This is a genomic window from Methanobrevibacter woesei (genome assembly GCF_003111605.1).
GTDB lineage: Archaea > Methanobacteriota > Methanobacteria > Methanobacteriales > Methanobacteriaceae > Methanocatella > Methanocatella woesei.
The window spans coordinates 389171-410988 of sequence record NZ_MZGU01000004.1 but is presented as its reverse complement, the minus strand read 5'-3'; the positions used below and the strand labels follow the sequence as shown (position 1 = coordinate 410988).

General features: G+C 31.8%; 30 protein-coding genes and 1 tRNA gene. 4 read left to right on the top strand and 27 right to left on the bottom strand.

Features of this window, described 5'->3' with window-relative positions; all coding sequences use genetic code 11:
- Window positions 1–3 precede the first annotated feature (3 nt).
- Window positions 4–1032, top strand: coding sequence for an aldo/keto reductase (locus MBBWO_RS04665; RefSeq protein ID WP_116669715.1), 1029 nt, complete (start codon window positions 4–6; stop codon window positions 1030–1032).
- 263 nt (window positions 1033–1295) lie between these two features.
- Window positions 1296–2123, top strand: coding sequence for a class I SAM-dependent methyltransferase (locus tag MBBWO_RS04660; protein ID WP_116669714.1), 828 nt, complete (start codon window positions 1296–1298; stop codon window positions 2121–2123).
- Here MBBWO_RS04660 and MBBWO_RS04655 read toward each other — a convergent pair whose 3' ends face one another.
- Complete coding sequence (locus tag MBBWO_RS04655) at window positions 2124–3242, bottom strand: DUF763 domain-containing protein (RefSeq protein WP_116669713.1); 1119 nt, start codon at window positions 3240–3242, stop codon at window positions 2124–2126.
- A gap of 73 nt (window positions 3243–3315) precedes the next feature.
- Window positions 3316–3774: a hypothetical protein gene (locus MBBWO_RS04650; RefSeq protein ID WP_133241502.1), complete on the bottom strand. Its 459-nt coding sequence runs from the start codon at window positions 3772–3774 to the stop codon at window positions 3316–3318.
- A 66-nt stretch (window positions 3775–3840) separates the two neighbouring features.
- Between MBBWO_RS04650 and MBBWO_RS04645 the strand changes: the two genes are divergently transcribed.
- Complete coding sequence (locus tag MBBWO_RS04645) at window positions 3841–4161, top strand: TIGR04076 family protein (protein WP_116669711.1); 321 nt, start codon at window positions 3841–3843, stop codon at window positions 4159–4161.
- 29 nt (window positions 4162–4190) lie between these two features.
- On the opposite strand, the gene MBBWO_RS04640 is transcribed toward MBBWO_RS04645, so the two are convergent.
- Window positions 4191–4523: a cupin domain-containing protein gene (locus MBBWO_RS04640; protein WP_116669710.1), complete on the bottom strand. Its 333-nt coding sequence runs from the start codon at window positions 4521–4523 to the stop codon at window positions 4191–4193.
- A 3-nt stretch (window positions 4524–4526) separates the two neighbouring features.
- On the bottom strand, window positions 4527–5822 hold the full coding sequence (gene hcp / locus MBBWO_RS04635) for a hydroxylamine reductase (RefSeq protein ID WP_116669709.1): 1296 nt from the start codon (window positions 5820–5822) through the stop codon (window positions 4527–4529).
- 245 nt (window positions 5823–6067) lie between these two features.
- On the opposite strand from hcp, the gene MBBWO_RS04630 reads away from it, so the two are divergent.
- Window positions 6068–6841 (top strand): TrmB family transcriptional regulator, encoded by a 774-nt coding sequence (locus MBBWO_RS04630; protein ID WP_116669708.1) that lies wholly within the window; start codon window positions 6068–6070, stop codon window positions 6839–6841.
- 72 nt (window positions 6842–6913) lie between these two features.
- Here MBBWO_RS04630 and idsA read toward each other — a convergent pair whose 3' ends face one another.
- The 23 genes from idsA to MBBWO_RS04515 form a co-directional block, all read right to left on the bottom strand.
- Entirely contained in the window at window positions 6914–7903 is a 990-nt protein-coding gene (gene idsA / locus MBBWO_RS04625; protein WP_116669707.1) for a short chain isoprenyl diphosphate synthase IdsA, read from the bottom strand.
- Between the two features lie 66 nt (window positions 7904–7969).
- Window positions 7970–9313, bottom strand: a complete 1344-nt coding sequence (locus tag MBBWO_RS04620; RefSeq protein WP_116669706.1) for an RNase J family beta-CASP ribonuclease — start codon at window positions 9311–9313, stop codon at window positions 7970–7972.
- Window positions 9314–9319: 6 nt separating this feature from the next.
- On the bottom strand, window positions 9320–10366 hold the full coding sequence (gene fni, locus MBBWO_RS04615; RefSeq protein WP_116669705.1) for a type 2 isopentenyl-diphosphate Delta-isomerase: 1047 nt from the start codon (window positions 10364–10366) through the stop codon (window positions 9320–9322).
- A gap of 30 nt (window positions 10367–10396) precedes the next feature.
- Window positions 10397–11194, bottom strand: a complete 798-nt coding sequence (locus MBBWO_RS04610; RefSeq protein WP_116669704.1) for an isopentenyl phosphate kinase — start codon at window positions 11192–11194, stop codon at window positions 10397–10399.
- Between the two features lie 13 nt (window positions 11195–11207).
- Window positions 11208–12170 carry a mevalonate kinase gene (gene mvk, locus MBBWO_RS04605; RefSeq protein ID WP_116669703.1) on the bottom strand — a complete coding sequence of 321 codons (963 nt, stop codon included), beginning with the start codon at window positions 12168–12170 and terminating at the stop codon, window positions 11208–11210.
- A 10-nt stretch (window positions 12171–12180) separates the two neighbouring features.
- Window positions 12181–13032 (bottom strand): AmmeMemoRadiSam system protein B, encoded by an 852-nt coding sequence (amrB, locus tag MBBWO_RS04600; RefSeq protein ID WP_116669702.1) that lies wholly within the window; start codon window positions 13030–13032, stop codon window positions 12181–12183.
- A 10-nt stretch (window positions 13033–13042) separates the two neighbouring features.
- The gene (gene rpsB / locus MBBWO_RS04595) at window positions 13043–13639 is read right to left on the bottom strand and encodes a 30S ribosomal protein S2 (RefSeq protein ID WP_116669701.1); all 597 of its coding nucleotides are present in this window, start codon (window positions 13637–13639) and stop codon (window positions 13043–13045) included.
- Window positions 13640–13672: 33 nt separating this feature from the next.
- Window positions 13673–13867: a 4Fe-4S dicluster domain-containing protein gene (locus MBBWO_RS04590; protein ID WP_116669700.1), complete on the bottom strand. Its 195-nt coding sequence runs from the start codon at window positions 13865–13867 to the stop codon at window positions 13673–13675.
- Between the two features lie 21 nt (window positions 13868–13888).
- Entirely contained in the window at window positions 13889–15133 is a 1245-nt protein-coding gene (gene eno, locus MBBWO_RS04585) for a phosphopyruvate hydratase (RefSeq protein WP_116669699.1), read from the bottom strand.
- 137 nt (window positions 15134–15270) lie between these two features.
- Window positions 15271–15465, bottom strand: a complete 195-nt coding sequence (locus tag MBBWO_RS04580; protein WP_116669698.1) for a DNA-directed RNA polymerase subunit K — start codon at window positions 15463–15465, stop codon at window positions 15271–15273.
- Between the two features lie 74 nt (window positions 15466–15539).
- Window positions 15540–15710 carry a DNA-directed RNA polymerase subunit N gene (locus MBBWO_RS04575; protein ID WP_116669697.1) on the bottom strand — a complete coding sequence of 57 codons (171 nt, stop codon included), beginning with the start codon at window positions 15708–15710 and terminating at the stop codon, window positions 15540–15542.
- Window positions 15711–15760: 50 nt separating this feature from the next.
- A complete protein-coding gene (locus MBBWO_RS04570) occupies window positions 15761–16162 on the bottom strand; it encodes a 30S ribosomal protein S9 (RefSeq protein WP_116669696.1) in 402 nt (133 codons plus the stop codon).
- Window positions 16163–16181: 19 nt separating this feature from the next.
- A complete protein-coding gene (locus tag MBBWO_RS04565) occupies window positions 16182–16604 on the bottom strand; it encodes a 50S ribosomal protein L13 (RefSeq protein WP_116669695.1) in 423 nt (140 codons plus the stop codon).
- Window positions 16605–16620: 16 nt separating this feature from the next.
- On the bottom strand, window positions 16621–16986 hold the full coding sequence (locus MBBWO_RS04560; RefSeq protein ID WP_116669694.1) for a 50S ribosomal protein L18e: 366 nt from the start codon (window positions 16984–16986) through the stop codon (window positions 16621–16623).
- The gene (locus MBBWO_RS04555; RefSeq protein ID WP_116669693.1) at window positions 16986–17786 is read right to left on the bottom strand and encodes a DNA-directed RNA polymerase subunit D; all 801 of its coding nucleotides are present in this window, start codon (window positions 17784–17786) and stop codon (window positions 16986–16988) included. Before MBBWO_RS04555 ends, MBBWO_RS04560 begins: the two co-directional genes overlap by 1 nt.
- A gap of 15 nt (window positions 17787–17801) precedes the next feature.
- Entirely contained in the window at window positions 17802–18194 is a 393-nt protein-coding gene (locus tag MBBWO_RS04550; protein WP_116669692.1) for a 30S ribosomal protein S11, read from the bottom strand.
- Window positions 18195–18205: 11 nt separating this feature from the next.
- A complete protein-coding gene (locus MBBWO_RS04545) occupies window positions 18206–18754 on the bottom strand; it encodes a 30S ribosomal protein S4 (protein ID WP_116669691.1) in 549 nt (182 codons plus the stop codon).
- Window positions 18755–18820: 66 nt separating this feature from the next.
- The gene (locus tag MBBWO_RS04540; RefSeq protein WP_116669690.1) at window positions 18821–19267 is read right to left on the bottom strand and encodes a 30S ribosomal protein S13; all 447 of its coding nucleotides are present in this window, start codon (window positions 19265–19267) and stop codon (window positions 18821–18823) included.
- A 203-nt stretch (window positions 19268–19470) separates the two neighbouring features.
- A tRNA-Ser gene (locus tag MBBWO_RS04535) sits at window positions 19471–19555 on the bottom strand.
- 126 nt (window positions 19556–19681) lie between these two features.
- Window positions 19682–20647 carry an RNA-guided pseudouridylation complex pseudouridine synthase subunit Cbf5 gene (locus MBBWO_RS04530; protein WP_116669689.1) on the bottom strand — a complete coding sequence of 322 codons (966 nt, stop codon included), beginning with the start codon at window positions 20645–20647 and terminating at the stop codon, window positions 19682–19684.
- 81 nt (window positions 20648–20728) lie between these two features.
- Complete coding sequence (locus MBBWO_RS04525) at window positions 20729–20950, bottom strand: 50S ribosomal protein L14e (RefSeq protein WP_116669688.1); 222 nt, start codon at window positions 20948–20950, stop codon at window positions 20729–20731.
- Window positions 20951–21469, bottom strand: coding sequence for a (d)CMP kinase (gene cmk, locus MBBWO_RS04520; RefSeq protein ID WP_116669687.1), 519 nt, complete (start codon window positions 21467–21469; stop codon window positions 20951–20953).
- Complete coding sequence (locus MBBWO_RS04515; RefSeq protein WP_116669686.1) at window positions 21469–21735, bottom strand: 50S ribosomal protein L34e; 267 nt, start codon at window positions 21733–21735, stop codon at window positions 21469–21471. The genes cmk and MBBWO_RS04515 overlap by 1 nt, the downstream gene beginning before the upstream one ends.
- Window positions 21736–21818 lie beyond the last annotated feature (83 nt).

Below are 21818 nucleotides of genomic sequence, written 5' to 3'. Positions count from 1 at the left end.
GATATGGACAAAATAAGACTTGGAAAGACTGATTTAATTGTAAATAAAAATGGATTTGGCGCACTTCCTATCCAAAGAGCAGATAAAGAAGATTCTGAAAAAATTATTAAAAAAGCCTATGAAAATGGTATAAATTTCTATGATACTGCTCGTTTCTACACAGATAGTGAAGAAAAACTTGGAAATGCTTTAAAAGATGTTAGAGAAAATGTTTTCATTGCCTCTAAAACTGGTATGGAAACTGTTGAAGAATTCTGGAAAGACCTAGAGACAACATTAAAAGAACTTCAAACTGACTATCTTGACTTGTATCAGTTCCACAATATATCATTTTGTCCAAAGCCAGATGATGGATCTGGATTATATGAAGCAATGATGGAAGCTAAAGAAGAAGGTAAAATCAACCATATTGGTATAACCTCCCATAAATACACAATAGCTAGTGAAGCAATAGAATCTGGATGTTATGAAACATTACAATATCCATTTTCATATTTAACTGGTGAAAAAGAATTGGAACTTGTTAAAAGATGTGAAGAATTAGATATTGGGTTTATAGCTATGAAAGCAATGGGTGGAGGATTGATTAAAAATTCAAAAGCAGCTTATAGCTTTATGATGAATTTTGATAATGTCCTTCCAATATGGGGAATCCAGAAAGAGTCCGAACTTGATGAATTCCTATCATATCAGGAAAACACCCCTGAAATGACTGATGAATTAAAACAAGCTATTGAATTAGATAAAAAAGAATTGGGAAATGATTTCTGCAGAGGCTGTGGATACTGTATGCCTTGTCCTGAAGAAATTGAAATAAACACTTGTGTTAGAATGTCTCTCTGGATTAGAAGATTTCCAACTGAACCTTGCCTAACAGAAGAATATCAAAAGAAAATGGAGAAAACACAAGAATGCACTGAATGTATGCAATGTATTGACAAATGTCCTTATGAGTTAAACATTCCAGAGCTACTTAAAGAAAACTACAAAGATTATATGAATGTGTTAACTGGTAAAACTAAAATAGTTTAATTAAATTAACTTTACATTAGTTAAAATAGAGGAATCAACTTCTAAGAATTGTTCAAGGAATGTGTCCTCTTTAATGTAAAAACCCCAATAAAAACTACAGAAAAATACTATAATAGCTATAATAAAACATAGTAAAAAAAATTTCTTTCCAGTCATTAGGTTAAATATTACCTTATTGTAACTAATAAAAGTTTCTAATAATCCAAAAAAATAAAAAGCATAACTATATTATTATAAAGTGAATATAAATTGAGGAATTAAAAATGAAAAAACAATGCGTTGGTGACCCCGATCAACTTAACTGGGTTAAATTTTGGCAGGAAAAATTAGAAAATAAAACTGATAAGAAGAAAGATTGGGATAAGGCAGCTCCTGGATTCTATAAAAGAGCAACAAAAGACGAATATAAAGAATTGCTTCTTGATGAGTTAATCTTAGATGAAGAAGATACAGTACTTGATTTAGGTTGCGGTGAAGGATCTATAACATTACCAATAGCTGAAAAAGTAAAAAGCATAACTGGTCTAGACTCTTCTATAAAAATGCTTGAATATTTAAGAGAAAAAGCAGATGAAGAAAACATGACCAATGTACATACTATTTTTCAACCAATAGAAGACATAAATCATGAAGAACTTGGAAATTATGATGTTGTTATATCATCAAGGTCTTTAAATGGTGTTGTACCAATTAAAGAAACCTTAGAAGAGATGAATAAAATAGCTAACAAGTATGTTTTTATAACAATTTTCGGTCCTGAAAACTGGCAAATAGAAACAGAATTTAACGAATTTATTGGAAAGGAACAGGAAACCTTCCCTGGATACAACTACATTTTTAACATCCTTTACAATATGGGAATTTATCCAAACACTAAAAGGTTAGATATTAAAGAATATAGAAAATATGATAGCATTGAAGAAGCTATGGATAATGGTAAATTCCGCTTAGACTTATTAAATGATGAAGAAAAAGAAAAATTAAAAGAATATCTTAATAGAATTCTTAAAAAAGACCCTGAAACAGGAAAATTATATAATAAGAAAGATAAAGCTGACTGGGTATTAATCTGGTGGAAAAAAGAAGAATAATTACTGATTCATATAAACATTTAAACGTTTTATTGCATCATACTTATTCTTATCATCTACTTTTGCTTTATACAGAGCATCCTTAACTGTTTCAATGGAATGATCATAAACTTCCCTATCAACAGGGTAGGGAAAACCATCTTTCCCACCATGAGCAAAGCTATATTTTACAGGATCTTCCCAACTAGCTTTTTCACCAAATATTAAATCTGAAATTAAAGCTAGTGCCCTTATTTTTTTAGGACCAATACCCTTAAGCAATATTAATTCTTCATAGTTTTCAGGCTGAATCTCCCACGCATTTTTCAGAACTTGGAATTCCCTATCAGATAAATCCATATCAAGCACTGGATGGTGAGCAGGCATTGTAAACATTGGCTGAGCTCCAAAATCACTTAACAATGTTTGATGAGGATCCCTTCTTTTAAAATATCTTTTAAGATGGTCTGGATTATCACAGATTAAGTCAACACTAATTTTTTGAGCTTCTTTACTTTTTTTTGATGCCATATTTAATGTAGAATCTCTTTTAATATCACAGGAAATTGCACTATGTGAATCCTCTAAATAGCTATCTAAATCATCACTCATCCAGTGATAACGCCTTGCATACTTGGTATTGGTATCCATACCCTGCTGGATTACAGCCCAGTCCCCTTTTTCTGTTAAAATGAAATTATGCTGATAAAGTGTGTAGTAATCCTGTATACATGAATTATCTATTTTAGCTGTTAGCTTACTTGTACGCACTAACTCATCAATCTTTTTATCTCCTAAATTGAAAAATTCTCCTTTCTTTTCAATTTGTGAAGGAGTTTTTCTTGAATTAGCACCTTTACCTCCCAAAACAACAATTCCATGGTCCTGAGCATTTAAACTGGCCCTTAATGCACCACAAGTAGTTGTTGTAGTTCCTGAAGAGTGCCAGTCAAATCCAATTACACAAGAAAAGCATTGAAACCAGTATGGATTAGATATTCTCTCAAGAAACTCGTGAACACCATATTCTTCAAGAATAACCTCAACAATAGCTCCAGATAATTTTACCATCCTTTTAAATAACCATCTTGGTGGATGACCTCCATGAATTGGAAGATTAGCAATCCCTTTCCTTTGCATGAATATAAATTACCTGAAAAATAGTTATAAAGATTAAATGAGAGCATTTGAAAAGAAATATATTAAAAAATAGCTATTTGTACATTCCTATACGGTCATTTGAAAGTCTGTACAGGCCACCAAATAGTAAAAATATAGATTCTTGATTTACTTTCTCCATAAGCTCATCAATTACCCTTTCCTGTTTATTGATAAATTCTTCATCTTCAAAGGAGCTGTTGAAAACATACATTTTTTCAGTTTTATTGTCTTTTCTTGAAACTTCCCAGATAACTCCATAAAACCTTAAGACAGCCACTTCTTCACTAGCTAAGTCTTCTAATATTCCTTTTATTAATTCATCTTCATTAAAATCCTTTTCAATGATTTCAATAGCTGAGTCTTCATATTGTTTTTGTGAAAGATATTCTGGCCTATTTCCTTTTTTAATTTCTTCAATTGCATTAAAATGAGTTGTAAAATCAGTTTCATTTCCTTTGGCAGAAATTCTTTCAAAATACATTTTCTTTTTACTTTCTCGGCTGTACATCAAAATAAGCTCCATTAATCTATAACTTAATATAGCGAAAGATAATATTTAAGATTATAGGTGAGAGTAATGAAAAAAGTTAAAATTACTATATTAAAAAGAACCATACAAGAGGATTTAGCTAAAGAATATGGAATTGATGACTTTCCTAAATGTCCTTTAATGGAAGATAATGCAGTATTTTATGCAGATTATGCAAAACCTGAAGGCTTTTGTGATGAAGCATGGAAAGCAATATACCAATATGTATTTGCACTTGCACATGGAGCAACAGAAACATTTTACTCTGGAACATGGATTAAAGAACCAGGAATAGCTATTGTGTGTTGTAATGATGGTTTAAGACCAGTTATATTCAAATTAGAAGCAACCGATATAGAATCCAAATAAAAATAAAAAAAAAAGAGAATAGTCAGAATTTAATCTGACTTAATCATTGTTAACATCATTTTGTAAGGCATGTTAACAGCTTGTAGTGCATGAGGTATGTTTGCAGGCATTATAATCATTTCACCTTTCTTAACAGTGTTTTTTACACCATCAATTGTAATTTCAGCCTCACCATCTACAATTTGAACCATAGCATCAAAAGGAGCACTATGTTCACTTAAGCCTTGTCCTTTATCAAAAGCAAAGATTGTTACAGTACCAAGTTCTTTTTTAATAAGTTCACGGCTTACTACAGAGTTATCCTGGTAATCAATTAATCCTTCAACAAAGAGTGCTTTTGATTTAATATCTTCATCTACCATTATTTATTCACCCATTATTTTCTTAATGTCCTCAAGTGGTTCACCAATTGGGGTTAAATTATAATTTTCAACTAAGAAATTTATAATATCATCATTTGCCCATGCAGGTAAAACAGGACCTATATACATATCTGTTTTTCCTAAATATAATAAGCTCCATAAGATTGCTACTGCTTTTTGTTCCATCCAGCTTAAAACAATGGTTAATGGCAAGTCATTTAATTCACATTCAAATAGATCACATAATGCAACTGCTAAGTCAATAGCTACAATAGTATCATTACATTGACCTAAATCAATTAAACGTGGAACTCCTTCAATATCTCCTAAATCAAGATCATTGAATCTAAATTTACCGCAAGCTAAAGTTAAAACAATAGTGTCTTCAGGTAAGTTTTCAACAAATTCTCTGTAGTAGTTTAATTTAGGGTTAGGGCTGTCACATCCTCCAACAACAAAGAATCTTCTGATTTTGCCTGCCTCAACTAACTCTTTAATTTTGTCAGCCAATGAAAGAATAGTGGATAATCCGAAACCAGTTGTAATTACCTCTTTTTCTTCAGCTTCTAATCCACCAAGTTCAAGAGCTTTTTCAATTACCGGAGTGAAATCGTAGTTTTCAATTTTTGGAACACCTGGTAATTTAGCAACATCCATAGTGAAAATTCTATCAGCATAGTCATCTTTAGGAAGAAGCACACAGTTACTTGTTGCTAAAATAGCTGCATTATATTTTGAAAATATTTCTTTTTGATCAAACCATGCTTTTCCAAGATGACCAACCAAATGGTCATACTTGTTAAGTTCTGGATAACCATGTGCTGGAAGCATTTCACTGTGTGTGTAAACTTTAATTCCTTTTCCTTCAGTTTGTTTAAGAAGTTCAGCTAGTGCTTTAATGTCATGTCCAGTTACAATAATAGCTGGACCTTCTTCTGCTCCAACTTGCACTTCCGCAGGTACAGGTTCACCATAATTTTTGATATGTGCTTCCTTAAGCAATTTCATTACTTTAATGTTAACTTCACCTGCTTTTAAGCCTAAATCAATTAAATCTTCTGCATCAAAGTTAACATTGGTTAAGGTTGTATAAAGTCCAGTTGTTAAGAATTCATTAACTTCATCATCTTTTTCGCCTAAAACATTTGCATTGTAGTTATATGCACTGATACCTTTCATTGCATAAATTAAGTTATCCTGAAGTCTTGCTACAAGAGCATCTTTTCCACAAACACCTTTTACAGTACATCCAGTTCCCCTTGCAGTTTGGGAACATTGATAACAAAACATGTCACTCATATTTAACACCTAATTAGAGGTTGAGTTTATAAGTATATTAATATTTTGTAACTTATTTTGGGTAAAAAGTGACAAATAGCTGTTGAAAAGAAAAGATTTAGAAAAAAAGTGATAAGTGTACTTAACAAAAGTGCAAAAAAGTGAAAAAGTGATAAGTACACTTAACAAAAAATCTGTTTTTATTCCAATGTAACCAAACTTAGTTAAAAGGTAACATTATAATAGCTGAAATCATAACTATAATCATGATTCAGGAACATGTAAATAATCTAAAGAAACTGGGCCTTTCCACTTATGAAGCAACTGCATATATAACTTTAACCTCCTTAATTTCAGCTACTGCAGTTAAAATCAGTGAAGAGTCAACAATTCCAAGAACTAAAATATATGATGTCTTAAAATCACTAGCTAAAAAAGAATACATTGAGATTGAAAATGGAAGGCCACTGATTTATCATGTTAAGTCCCCACTTATAACTTTAGAAAAAGAAAAGGAAAAATTTACAGAAAGTCTTGATAAAACAATAGTTACTCTTAATTCCATTTATGAACATGAAATAAGTCAAGTGCAGGCTCCAATTTGGAGAATAAGTGGAATCCCAAATATTATTCAAAAGGAACTTGAGATTATTCAAAGATCAAAGGAAACTCTTTCACTTAGAATAGGATTTCTTTTCAAGGATGAATATGAAGCCATAATAAATGCATTAGTTGATAAAAATAATGAAGTTGACATAAACATCCTTGCTTCTCCTTACACATATATTGAAAATAAAAAGATTGATGTTATAGACTTATTTAAAAAAGAAGGATTAGCTATCTACAAAGCCAATATTCCCTTTGTAAAAATGATTACATCAGATTCAAAAGAATTACTCCATATCTATGCAAAGTTTTCAGAGGATAAAAAAAGTGTAATTCCCTACTCAGCCATTGGTATCTGGAACCAATATGAAGACATTGCTAAAAACTACGAAGACCGTTTTAAAAAGCAGTTAGAAAAGATAAAAAAGCAGTAATTTAACTTATTTTAAAAATTAATAAAAAAAAGAATAGCTAATGCCTCCAAAGGGAAGCATTAAATTATAAATTTAGGAATGTCTTTCAAGTACAAAATCTGCAATATCCATAAGTGCATCTTTAGAAGCAGATTCAGGTAATATTTTTAATAGTTCTTTAGCTTCAGATACATTTGATTGAGCGACATTTTTAGCATATTCAATAGAACCATATTTATTGAATAAATCGATTGCAGTATCTATATCTTCTTGTGAAGAATTATCATCTTTTAAGATATTTAATAATTTATCATGGTCTTCACCTTCAGATTCAGATAAAGCTTTAACTGCAATTAAAGTCATTTTTCCCTTAGCTATATCACTACCAATAGGCTTACCAAGAGATTCTTCATCACTTGCAAGATCTAAATAATCATCCTGAATTTGGAAAGCTAAACCAATCAACCTACCATAATCATACATTGCATCAATGACTTCATCACTAGCTCCACCCATAATAGCTCCAGCTTTAGTTGCAGAAGCTATTAAAGCACCAGTTTTTTTGAAAATCATTTCCATGTACTCTTCTTCAGTTACATCATATCTTCCTTCAAAACTAATATCTAAAGCTTGACCTTCACATATTTTAACACATGCATCAGCTACAGTGCCAATAGTTTTAGTTAATCTGGAAGCATCTGCATTTTCACAGTCTACAATAATTTCAAAAGCCTTTGAGAATAAAGTATCCCCAGATAAAATAGCTAAACCTTCATCCCAAACTTTATGAACAGCAGGCATACCTCTCCTCATATCATCGTCATCCATTATATCATCATGGATTAAAGAGAAAGTATGAATCAATTCAATAGCTGTAGCAGATTTAAGTGCATCTTCTTTTGAACCTCCAACAGCTTCAGAAGTGATAAGAGTTAAACAAGGCCTTAACATCTTACCTCCTGCTTTAGTTAAATAGATTGAAGCTTCTTGAAGAGTATTTGGAGTAATTGTAGATAAATTATCTTCAATACTTTTAAAAATATCTCCAGAATATAAACCAAGAACTTCTTTCACATCACTCATATAATTTCCTCCAATTATATATTAATATATCCAATCACAGTATTAATTTTTACTAAAAAATATTAATTAACCATTAAAAACTTGTGCTTGTGCATTTCTTAAAATATGAACATTATTTCCAATTCTATATCCTTCTTCTTCAGCTAATTCACCATATGCAGAAAGCATTGACAAATCACCGTGAGCTGGAATAATATGTTGTGGTTTTAACATTCTAATAAAGTCCCTATGGTCTTCACGACCTGCGTGACCAGAAACATGAGCATTTGCATAAATTCTTGCACCACTTGCCTTTAATCTACGTTCCATAATATGTCTGTTAGCAGCATTAGTTGGATTTGGAATAATTGGTGCAGAAATAATTACATTATCTCCTCTTTTTATGTTAAATGGAGTTTTACCATTAGCTATTCTTGGAAGTAATGCATCTGGTTCTCCTTGGTGTCCTGTGGTTACAAGTAAATATTTTTCACGATTATCTTCAGCTTTCATTAAAGCCTTATTTACTGCTTTAGGACTTCCATAAATACTTGAATTTTTAGGTAATTTTAAGATTCCCTGACTTTCTGCAATACCACAGAATCTTTCCATAGATCTTCCAAGGAATAAAATTTCCCTATGACTTTTTTTAGCAATATCTGCAATAGTTTGGACCCTTTCAACATGAGAAGAAAATGTAGTAACAATCATACCAGTTTTCTCATAAAGAGGTCCTCTCATTAAATCCTCTAAAATATTCCTAGCTATTCTTTCAGAGTATGTTTTTACTTCATTAGTATCTTTAATATTAGTTGATTCAACAATGAGCGCTAATACTCCTTTCCTACCTAACTCTTTTAATCTCCTGTAATCAGGTGGTGGAGATACTTTTTGATGATTATCAAATTTAAAATCTAAAGCATAAACAATAATTCCTTCTGGAGTGTGTAATACTGGAAATACAGCCTGTGGAATACTGTGAGTAGATTGAACAAATTCCAATGTAATATCCTCAGACAATTTCATTTTTCCTCCAGGATTTAAAGTTTTAATTGGATTGTTTACTTTAAATTTACGCTCACCATTAATTTGTTTTTGGATTAATGCAGCAGTATAAGGGGTACCAATTAAAGGAGCATCATACCTATGTGCTAATTTAGCTACAGCACCAATATGGTCTAAGTGACCATGAGAAAATACAATTCCTTTAACTTTACCATCAACATCCTTCATTAAGGTATCGTCAGGAATTACTCCTCTTTCAATTAAATCTAAACTGTGCATTCTATCAATATCAGTATCTTCGTGGATACTAATCCTGTCAAGGTGAATTCCCATATCAAAAATGATAACATCTTCCCCTACCTTAACAGCAGTCATGTTTCTTCCAACTTCCTCGTATCCGCCTATAGCGATTACTTCAACACTCATATAATTTTATCTCCTTGAATATTTTGTTGTGTTAAACCCTCTATCCTCTAACCATTGTTTAGTTTCTCCTTTAATGATTAAATTAGAGTTTTTAAGTTCTTCAATGTTATTTGCGCCAACTAAGAACATTGCAATTCTTAAAGATTCATTAAACTTATTAATATATTCGATAATATCTTCAACACTTACAGATTCTTTTAAAAATGGTAAAGCCATACCAACAGCATCTGCACCGAGAGCAATAGCTTTAGCAGCTTCTAAACCATTACGAATTCCACCAGAAGAAATAACAGGAACATCAACAGAAGAGGTAACTTCTACAGTACTAATTGCTGTAGGAATTCCCCAATCCCAAAAGGTTTCACCTAAATATCTGTCGTCAGCTCTATATGTTTCAACAGCAGCCCAACTTGTTCCACCGGCACCTTCAATATCAATATAATCAATACCTGCATTTACAAGATCTTTTGCAGTTTCACTAGATATTCCACATCCTGTTTCTTTAGCCATTACAGGAATATCCACAGTATCACAGATTTTAGAAATAGAATCTAAAAATCCTCTAGCATCCAAATCTCCTTCAGGCTGAATAGATTCCTGAAGAGGATTTAAATGAATAGCTAAAATATCTGCATCCAATATTTCAACTGCCTTATCAGCTAAATTAAGTTGTGGAGCCCCAATATTTCCAACAAGTAAACAGTCAGGAGCATTTTCACGAACAACAGTATAAGTATCAGCTAGTTCAGGATGTTCAATAGCTGCTCTTTGACTTCCAACCCCTAATGCTATATTCATTTCTTCAGCAGCTATTGCCAAATTTTTATTAATATCTTTAGCAACAGGATGACCACCAGTGATTGCTGTAATAAATAATGGAGATTCCATTTTTTTACCAAATACTGATGTTGATAAATCAATATCATTTTTATTTATTTCAGGAAGAGCTTGATGAATTAATTCAATATCTTCAAACCCTGTTGTTTTATTTTTAAATTCAACATCATAATATTTGCATATTAACAGATGTTCCAATTTTCTATCTGAAATCATTGCATTATCTCCTTTGAAGTGTTTCAATGATTAATTCTTTGAAATAATAGTTCCTTTTAATTCTTCATTTTCAAGTGCTTTGTAAACATTATTTTCAATATCCGCATTGATTATTTTTGATTCAATCCCTAAATCTGCAAGATATAAAAGTTCTTTAATTTTTCCAACCATTCCACCAGTAACATCAACATTGGTGGTGCCTTCTAAAGTATCTAAATCATCAAGACTAGAAAATCTTTCAAAGAAAACTGCATCTTCATGAGTTTTGGGATTTTTATTATAAACACCATCAACATCAGTACCTAAAATAACCTGGTCTGCTTTTAGATTAATAGCTAAATACTGAATAATCTGATCACCAGAAATGACAGCCATTTCCAATTCATTATCCAAAACCACATCACCATATATGATTGGTATATATCCTTTTTCTAAGAATTTATTAAACCTGTCTAAATTTCCTTCACTAACACGTTTATTGGTGGTGGTAATAAAGCTAGAAGCAGGAATAGCTACTACTGGAAGGTCTTCTTTAATTAATGCATCGCAAATAAGCATGTTTAATTTTTTAACCGCATTTTGAGTTTTAGCAAAACCTATTCTTTTTTCAGGATATTCTTCTTTACTAAAAGGTTCACCAATTTTATATTTCTTAGCAGGAGGATGTCCAAAAGAACCTGCACCATGAACAATAACTAAATCCTTTTTAGAGTTATCAATAGAAGACTTAATCTCAGATGCAATCCTTTTTAAATTACCTTCATCAATTTCGCTTTCAATAGAATCCTTTTTAGTTAGGATACTTCCTCCAATTTTTAAAATAATCATAATAATCACTTAGTTAATCACGAACCCTAGAAGAAACTCCTTTACGAGTAAATCTTATTTTTAAAACATTATCCTCTTTTGAGATACCTTCAGCTACCTGATCAATATTATTAGGACAAAGGGCAATAATACTTCCTCCACCACCAGCACCTGTGATTTTGGAACCAATTGCACCACATTCCCTTGCTCTATAAACCATACGAGATAATTCAAAAGTGTTTACTCCTAAAACATCTAAAAATCCCTGATTAATATTCATCAATTCTCCAATTTTATCAAAGTCCCTTTTTAATATAGCCTGTTTAGCATAATTAGTTAACTGACCCATTGAAGAAATAACATTATTAATAACCTTAGGATTTCTGTTTTTAAGAAGTCTAACATCCTTAACCATTTTTCCAGTATTACCATGTTTATTAGTATAACCCACTACAAAAGGAGCATTAAAATTAACTTTAAAGTGTTCTACTTTTTTATTTCTAGATAAATAAACAAGTCCTCCATAGGTAGATACTAAAGTATCAAGTGGGCTTGCGATTCCCTGAACAGCTTCTTCAACCATATGAGCATCATGTGCTAAAGATTTCTTATTAAATCTAATATTATGATACCTATATAATGCAGCAAGTGTAGCTACTGTAACTGCTGCAGAAGAACCTAATCCAGATCCAATAGGAATGTTAGAAGAAAGTAATATCTCAATAGGAGAATGATTATGAACTTTACTTAAAGCCTCTAAGATATATCGAATAATTCCAGGTTTTCCTTTTTTAAGAACATATTTTTTATTCTCAGTATCTAATTCTGCTTCAAAATTTAAATCATAAGATTTCAAAATAGATTTATCAGATTTTGAAGGTCTAATTTTAACAACTGCCCTTTTATTAACTGCACCTGCAATTGCAGGTTCACCATATACAACAGAATGTTCACCAAAAAGAATTGTTTTCGCCGGAGCAGAAGCCATAGCTTTCATTTTAAATCACCTACCTAAAAATCCCTGAAGCATATCCTACAACATTAGAAAAATCTTTAGAAATATCTCCGCTTGTCCCATAAGCTAATATTTCACTTGAGTTCTTTCCTGTTAATTTAGAACTAAGAATGGTTGTAATAACAGGCCCATAGCCACACATAGTAATATTATACTGAATAATTTCTTCCATTAATTTAAGTTCATCCATTTTCTCAATATCTTCTAAAACAAAACCATCAACTTCATTAGCTCTTTCTTGTGTATTAAAATGAGATAAATCAGTGCTAGCTATTATACAGTAAGATTTACCTAATTTTTCACCTGCTTTAACAATAGATGAAGATAAATCACTAGCAGTAATCAATGATTGAGTACCCATAACAATAGGCACTATCTTAAAATTATTGGAAAGATATTGAAGAAATGGTAGTTGAACTTCAATAGCATGTTCACTAACATGAGCAGAAAAATCAGCAGATGCAATTTCAGAATCTGAAATGATTTCTTCTGCAAACTCATTATCAACTTCCACTAAACCAAAAGGAGTTTTCCATTCCCCCTTATTAAAAACAGAAATTTCACTACCAAAACCAGTATGATTAGGTGAAAGAATAATAAAAACATCAGGAATGCCATATTCTGCAATTTTATAATAACTATGGGAAGCTATTGGAGCTGAATAAATGTAACCTGCATGTGGAGCCATAATATTAATAGGATAATCCTTACCATCAAATTTTTTAACATCCTCTGGAATTTTACCAATCCCGAAAGGAGAAAGGAAGCTATCTTCAATAGCTACCTTTAAATCCCCAGGATTATCTGGATAAAACGCTCCAGCAACTGCAGGTTCTCTTAGCATATTATCTTATTTAAAATTTTAATTCGAAATCAGTTGCATCGACGTCTAAGTCAGCGTCTTCTGCAATGTCTCCTCTTTCTCTTAAAATTTGTCTAGCTAATAACCAGTAAACAAGAGCAATAGCTTTTCTACCTTTGTTGTTTACAGGTACAGCAATATCAACAAAACTAAGTAAGTTTTCAGTATCACATAAAGCGATTACAGGAATACCGTTTTGTTTGGATTCAAGAATAGCTTGTGAATCAGATCTTGGGTCAGTTACAACAATGATTTTTGGTTCGATAAATTTACTGTAAGTTGGGTTAGTTAAGGTTCCAGGAATGAATCTACCAGGAATAGTTTTAGCACCAGTAATTTCACCGAATTTTTTAACAGGAGCTTGACCATATTGTCTGGTTGCAACAACTAAAATGTCTTCAGGGTTGTATTTTGCTAAAAGTTTAGCGATTTGTCTAATTCTTTCATCAGTTTTTTGGATATCTAATACATATAAACCATCGGATCTTACTCTGAATATGTATTTTTCCATATCACTAGTTTTTTGTTGAGTTCCAATATGTAAACCTGCTGCTAAATAATTATCTAAATCAATTAAAAGTTCTGACATTTATTTCACCTTATTATATTTATTTTTTAAAATCTATTCATCATCTTCTACTTTAACACATTCTTCTGGACAAACATCCATACATACTTCGCATAAACTGCATTCATCTGGTTCTTGAATAACAATTTTATCTCCTTCAAGAACTAAAACTTCCATAGGACAGACATCAGCACATTCTGCACAGTCTGCTCCTTCACATTTATCATAATCAATAGTAATTTTTGCCATATTATAACCTCTTAATTACACTTAAAAACTTGCCATGTGAGCATTAGGAAGTTCTTCTTCAATACGAATAAGTTCATTTAATTTAGCTATTCTTTCTCCACCAATAGCTCCAGTTTTAATCATTGGAGAACCAAGACCAACAGCTAAATGAGCAATAGTTGCATCAGTAGTTTCACCAGATCTGTGAGAAACAACAGGGACAACATTATTTTCTTTAGCTAATTTAACAGTAGCATATGTTTCAGATAAAGAACCAATTTGGTTAGGTTTAATGATAATTGCATTAGCTGCATTCATTTCAATACCTTTAGCTAAAATTTCTTTGTTAGTTACGAATAAATCGTCACCACAAATAAGACATTTATCTCCAACTTTTGCGGTTAATTGTGCAAATCCATCGAAATCAGATTCATCAAATGGATCTTCTACATAGAACATATTGTAAGTTTCAATAATGTCTTTAACAAACTCAATTTGGTCACCAGTATCTCTTTTAATACCATCTTGAGCATAAACATATTTACCTTCATCTGCATCCCATAATTCAGAGGAAGCCATATCTAAAGAAGGTCTAATTTCAATACCTAATTCATCTCCTACTTCTTCACAAGCTTGAGCTTGGATTTCTAAAGCAGCATCATTAGTGATGTTAGGTACCCATCCACCTTCATCTCCTTTTCCACCAGTGAAATTGGAGTCTTTAGTTTGGATTAATTCTTTTAATCTTTTGTGGACACTGGAGTTAGCAAATACTGCTTCAACAACATTATTTGCACCAACAGGAACAACTAAGAATTCTTGAATATCTGGTGCATTAATTCCTGCATGAGCTCCACCATTCATCATGTTTCCAAGAGGGAAAGGTAACTCATTTACAAAGTTTCCTCCAAGATATTTGTATAATGGTAAATTGTAAGAAGAAGCAGCTGCTTTAGCTACAGCCATAGAAACAGCAACAGTAGTGTTACCACCAATAGCTGATAAATTTTCAGTTCCATCAACTTCTCTTAAAATTTCATCAATAGTTACAATATCTTCAGCATCCATTCCAATAAGTTCTGAATAAATAATATCTTCAGCTTCACTTAAAATTGCATCTACTCCACCTTCTGGGAAAGATACTACTTCTCTAGAACCAGTACTAGCCCCACTTGGTGCAGCAGCTCTACCAAAACCGTTCCAAGTAATTACATCTACTTCAACAGTTGGATTACCTCTACTGTCCAATATCTTACGAATTTGAACATCTTCTATTATACTATCCAAAAAAAACACCTCAGTGCCAGTTAATTTATTACCATATAATCTATACTTAATAAAAATTAGTAAGTCTCTTTATAGAATTATGTTGGTATTTTTTATTTTTTTTATAAATTGTAATTAGAATAAATAGATTTAACTATTTATTCATCTCTAATCACATCTAATGGTAAAACGCCAGCTTCGAGTTCATCATAAGCTATATCAATAGGATCAAGAGACCTTTCAATTTTTACTAAAGGTTTAGCACCCATGGAAATTTGAATTGCTCTTGCACCAAGGATTCTAGCTTTTTCAAACCTTGTTAATTTTTCTGTAGTCATAAATATTACTTCCACTTTAATTTAATGGCATTATATACCATGATTAATTTAATTAAATAAAAAATATATCCCTACAACCTGCATTAAACCTATTCCCAAGTTTCAACATGAGAAATCAACATTCTTCTGCAACAGTATCTTTTTAAACCTAAATCATCTAAGACATCTTTAGATTTTTCACCAGCTGCAACTCTCTGATTGTATTCATCAAAGTAAGCTGAAACAGGTTTTCCGCAACTTAAACATCTTATAGGAATCATTTATATCATCTTTTTTAAATTTTTTAAATAAAATATAAAAAGTACAGAGTTTATCTGTAACTTTTCTGATTACGTGCTCTTGCTCCAGGACCACCGTATTTTTTAGGTTCTGAACGTCTTGGGTCACCTACTAACATGGTTCTGTCGTAATGGATGTATTTTTCTTTTAAATCCATGTCTTGAGACCAGTTAACAAGTCCTTTAGCAATAACCATACGTGCAGCTTCAGCTTGACCCATTACTCCTCCACCAACAACGTGAATGTTAATGTCCACTTCATTAGCAAGATCTCCTGCAATGGTTAATGGTTCTTGTAATTTTAAACGAGCAAGTTCTGGTGAGTAAAGTTCAATAGGACGTCTATTAATCCTTACTTTACCAGTACCTTCTTGAACGGTACCTCTTGCAATAGCGGTTTTACGTTTTCCACTTGTATGAACAACTTTTACCATAATTACACATCCTTTAAATCTAGAAAGTAGCTCCTAAAAGTTTGGAAATTTCACCTAATTCAATACCTTTTTTAAGGTTGTTGAATTGTGCTTCAGGAACATTTTCAATTTCAGCATCTGCGAATTCTTCTGGAATTCCAACATAAGCTTTTAATCCTTTATAAGCAGATCTACCTTTAGATTTTTTATAAGGTAACATTCCTCTTACAGTTCTTCTAAATATATCATCTGGTCTTCTTGGATATTTAGGACCTAAATCACGAGGGTTAGAAATACTTGCCCTGTCTACTCTTTGTTTGTATTTAGCGTAAGCCCAATCTTTAGAACCAGTGATCATAATTTTTTCAGCGTTGAGAATAATTACTTCTTCACCGTTAAGAAGACTTTTACTAGTTACACTAGCTAATCTTCCTAATACATGTCCTTCTCCATTAATAATCATAATAACACATCCTCGCTTATCCCATGATTCTAATGTTGCTTCCTTTAGGATTAGCTTCCATAATTTCCCTAATGGAGATACATTCTCCGCCAGCATTCTCAATTTTTTCTCTAGCTTTTTGTGAAAATTTTAATGCTACGACATTTACTTTGTTTTCTAATTCACCATTAGATAAAACTTTACCTGGGACTAAAACAGTTTCGTCAGCTTCAGCATATCTTGCAATATCAGATAAGTTAACTTCTGAAGTTTGTCTGTTAGCCTTTTGAAGTCTGTTAGCAACATCTTTCCAAATAGCTGCGTTTTCACTTTTATACTTTTTATCAAGTTCTTTTATAAGTTCAATGAGGTTAGGATTAGTTTTTGTTAATTTCTTAACCATTAGTTACTTCCTCCTTCTTCACTAAATCTGATAAATTTTTCTGCTTTCTCACCTAATTCATCACAAGCTTTTAATAAAACTTCTTTAGGAGGCATTGATCCATCAGTTTCTATTCTAAATATAAAATCATTTTCATGATACCCTACATTAATGTAGTTGTTTACTGAAGCTCTTACACAACTTTTACACATACTACAGTTTTCAATATCTAAAACTTTAATTTTTTTAGATCTTTTATCTGATTTTAAAATTCCTCTTGGGCATGCATCTGCACAATCATAATCAATATCAACATCTTCATTAAAAGTGATTTCAGGATATTGTTTATATGCACATACAGTTGTAGGCATCCATTTAGCATGTTCTTTTCCATAACCTACTTTTGCTTCAGCCTCAATTTTAAGAACTTCACCTTCTTTAAGTTTTACAAGAGGTATGGTATCATATACTGGTTTAATTTTTGAATCTGAAGATATTAAATCCTTGGAATAAACAACTTTAGGTCCTTCTTCATATAAAGAAAACATGACGCCTTGAGATTCTTCATAATCTTCATCTTCAGGTAATGCCATACCTTCAATAGCATCAATGTTAGAAACTAAAGGAGTTAAACCTAATCTATGAGCAAGTACCTCATTAAACATAGCGGAATCATTTCTAATGATATTTACATTTTCAATAGCTATTTTAGGAACATTTACCATTGCACATCTTCTAATAGCATTGACAAAAGGTACTTCTGCATCACGGACAACGAAAACAATTTCATCGTCAGTTTGGCTTCTAATTTCTATCTCCATATTAAACCCTTCCAATTATATTCTTCTTCCTCTTTTACCACCAGGTCTTCCAGTACCATCATGAGGAATTGGAGTGATATCTTCTATTTTACCAATTTTAATACCTGCTCTTGCTAAAGCACGAATAGTTGCTTGTGCACCAGGTCCAGGACTTCTAGGTCCGTTTCCACCAGGAGCTCTTACTTTAATATGTAATCCAACAAATCCTTTTTCTTTAGCATCATCAGCTATTCTGGTAGCTGCAGCCATAGCTGCGAAAGGAGAAGCTTGTTGCCTATCAGCACGAACTACTTTTCCACCAGACCATTGAGAAATAGTCTCAGCACCAGTAATATCAGTTACAGTGATAATAGTGTTATTGAATGATGAGTAAATATTAGCTATACCCCATTTTTCATTTTTTGCCATAATTACACCCTTTATTCTGCATTTTCTTCAACGTTAGCTTTGTTGTCTTTACTTTTGTTGTATTCTTCAATCTGTTTAGCTACAGGTGAAGATTTATAGAATCCAATATCGTCTTCTTGGCCTTTTAATACAACATAACTTGGTGAGTTGATTTTTTTACCGTTTAAAGTTATGTGACCATGTACAACAAACATCCTTGCTTCTTTAGGAGTACGAGCTAAACCTTTTCTGTAAACGACAGTTTGTAATCTTCTTCTTAAGATATCTTCAACAGTTAAGTTTAAAATATCTTCAAGAGCAGCGTTTTCAGGCAAAACACCAGTTCTAGCTAAGTGTCCTAATAATTCTAATTTCTCTTCTTGCATTTGATCAGTAGCAAAACCAAGTAAGTATCTTGCTTCCCTACTGTATTTTCTGACTAAAGTATCAGCTTTCCAGATTTCTTTTTTGTTTTTTAAGCCGTATTTAGCCATTAATTTGTTTTCATCTTTAATTCTTTCCGCATTCCAAGGATGTGGTGGTGTATTATACTTTTTCCTTGATTTTCTAGGTTGTCCCATTAAAATATCTCCTTAATAAATTAATTTAAATCGTATTTATATTAATTCTAAAAAATAGTTCCTTACTTATCTACCGCGTTTTACACCGACTGAAGAACTATGTCTGAAAGTAGATTTGGTTCTTTGACCTCTAACAGGTAAACCAACTTCATGCCTTCTACCTTTGTAACTTCTGGTTTTCTTCATTCTGTTTAAATCATCTCTTAAAGTCATATCAAGATCAGATTCAATTAAGTGAAGATCGTCACCAGTTTCATAATCTTCTCTACGATTTAACATCCAAGTAGGGATATCAAATTTTTGAGGATTTTCTAAAATTTCTTCAATTCTTAAAACATCTTCGTCAGCAATGTAACCAATTTGAGATTTTAAATCTAAATCTAAAGTACGGCACAATGTTTTGGATAAAGATATTCCGACACCTTTAATATCGGTTAAAGCTTGTTCAATGGTTTTATTACCATCTACATCCTTTCTAGAAATACGCACTAAGTGCTTAAAATCGTCTTCCATTAAATAACCTCCATTTATAGAGCGAATCTACGAGACGTTAAAATACTAGATTCGAATGTTTTGAATTTATCAAAACACAGTTTTTTCAACAATATAAAACTTAGTTCTTTAACTAAGAGTGCATAAATATCAGTTTAACAAATAATTTATAATCATGCAAAAAAGCAAAAATTAAAAAAAATCGTATGTTAAAAACTAATAAACGCCGAGACTGGGATTTGAACCCAGGCGGGGAAAGTCCCCACAAGATTTCCAGTCTTGCGCCTTACCAGGCTAGACTATCTCGGCATCACTACTTGAAAAAGCCTTAAGTATAAAAAAATACTTTGCCCATCATATTAATCAAGATTAACATGATAACTTAATATATTAATCTTAAAGTATATAAACCTATTGGTTTTAAGAAAAAGTAACTTACTTCCATAATCTTGGATAAACACCAGGTTTCATATAAACACTGGAAGTTTCAACAACAAAACCAGATTGAGACTCTAAAATCTCATTACTACTAGCTAATGCATTACCACTAGCTATCAATTCTCCTTTTAAAGATTCAATAACAACAAGAGAATTCTTTTGAATGTTATCAGATAACTTAGAAACACCACCACTAGCCAAATCAGCACCATGACAAATTGCATCAACAGCAGAATCTTTAACAATAATCTTAGGTAAATGATCTGCAACTACTTCCATTGGCATTAATGTTTCTCTTAAAAAGGATTCATCACCATCTTCTTTATAGAAATAATATGCATCAGTTAAATCTTGAAGTGTAACAAGATTCTTTTTTTCATTGAAAGAACCTGCTTGAGTTCTTCTTAACTCAGCCATATGAGCTCCAACAACTAAAGCTTCACCAATATTGTGACAGTAAGTTCTAACATAGGTTCCAGATTCACATCCAATCCTAAATAGAACATCTCTACCATCAATTTCATAAATAGTAGAATAATAGATATTACGAGCTCTTAATTCCCTTTTAACGGCAGACTTAACAGGTGGAAGCTGATATATTTTACCAGTAAATTCATTAAACACTCTTCTAATATCCTCTTCAGGAACTTCCTTATGTAAGTTCATTAAACAAACATATTCTTTTGGTGCACTTAACAGGAGTTGAATAGCGCGAGTTGCATTATCAATCCCAACAGGTAAAACACCAGTAACCTTAGGGTCTAAAGTTCCACTATGACCAGTTTTCTCACAATGCAAAATACGTTTTACCCATGCATCGATTTCATGAGAAGTTGGTCCAGAAGTCTTATCTAAATTAATAACAGCATTAGAAATATATTCTTCAATAGGTCTTTCCTCTGGTTTACAACCAAAATCTGGATTAGTAAAACTTAAAGATTTAGTTAAAAGAGTTGATTTCATAAAATCCCTAAAAATAAAGTAATGATGAAAAAATAAGTCAAAAAATAGTATAAAAAGAATAATTAAAAGTTAATTATTCAATTATAAATCAGCTAAAGCAGCTTTAATAGAATCAATATCACCAGAAACATCAACAGAATCAGCTGTTGGTTCTAAGTGAGCAATATTACATCTTCTGTTTTTTACAGATTCTCCAACTACTTCAACAAAGTTTTCATCAATAATTTCAACGATTGCACATTTTTCTCCTGCTTCTCTACCAGCAGTTTTTACACATACTCTTCCTACTTCAATAGATGCCATTTAAATCACCTTTAATGTTGTTAAAATAATCTCAGCTATTTCATCAGGTGCAAAGCTACCTGTGTTTATAACTAAATCATAGATATCTAAATCAGTGATATCTATATTATGAATATCTAAATATCTTAAAGCTTCACTTTTTTCACGTATTTCAATTTCGTGTTTAGCTAAATCAACAGTTTTTGATTCTCTATCTGCAATCCTTTCAGCACGAACATCGAATGGTGTAAATAACCATATTCTTAAATCAGCCTTAACAAAGTAAGCTGAAAGTCTTCCTTCAATAATAAGATTTTCTGAAGATTCAGCAAGATCAGCTTGTCTTTTATCAATTTCCTTATCGATGTCAGTATTATTTTCAGCAAACTCACTAAACTCAAGAACAGACATTCCTCTTTCTTTAGCCATGTCTCTAAAAATGGAACCTGCAGAAACAAAAGGAACATCTAATTTTTCAGATAATACTTTGGCAGCTGTTGTTGTACCAGTTCCAGCTAACCCACCGATAGTTATAATCATTATTTCCTAGCCTCATCTTTAAAATGTTTACGAGCACATTTAGGACATAAATATCCACCAAATGGACGGTTAGGTCTTTTTTGGGTTTTGGATAATTTTCCAATTTCATATGGACGTCCACGAGGAACACCATGTAAAACAGCACCACATTCAGCACATACATGCTTAGATGGTTTTTTCTTTTTGTACCTTAATACATTTTTTCCACCAGGAGTTTTTTTATTAACTCTTTTGTATGATCTTGATCTATATCTCATTGCAGGCATTTAATCACCTTAAATAATAATTTGATAATTGTGTAATAGCGAATTCAAAATAGAATAATATAATATATTGAACTCATCATTAA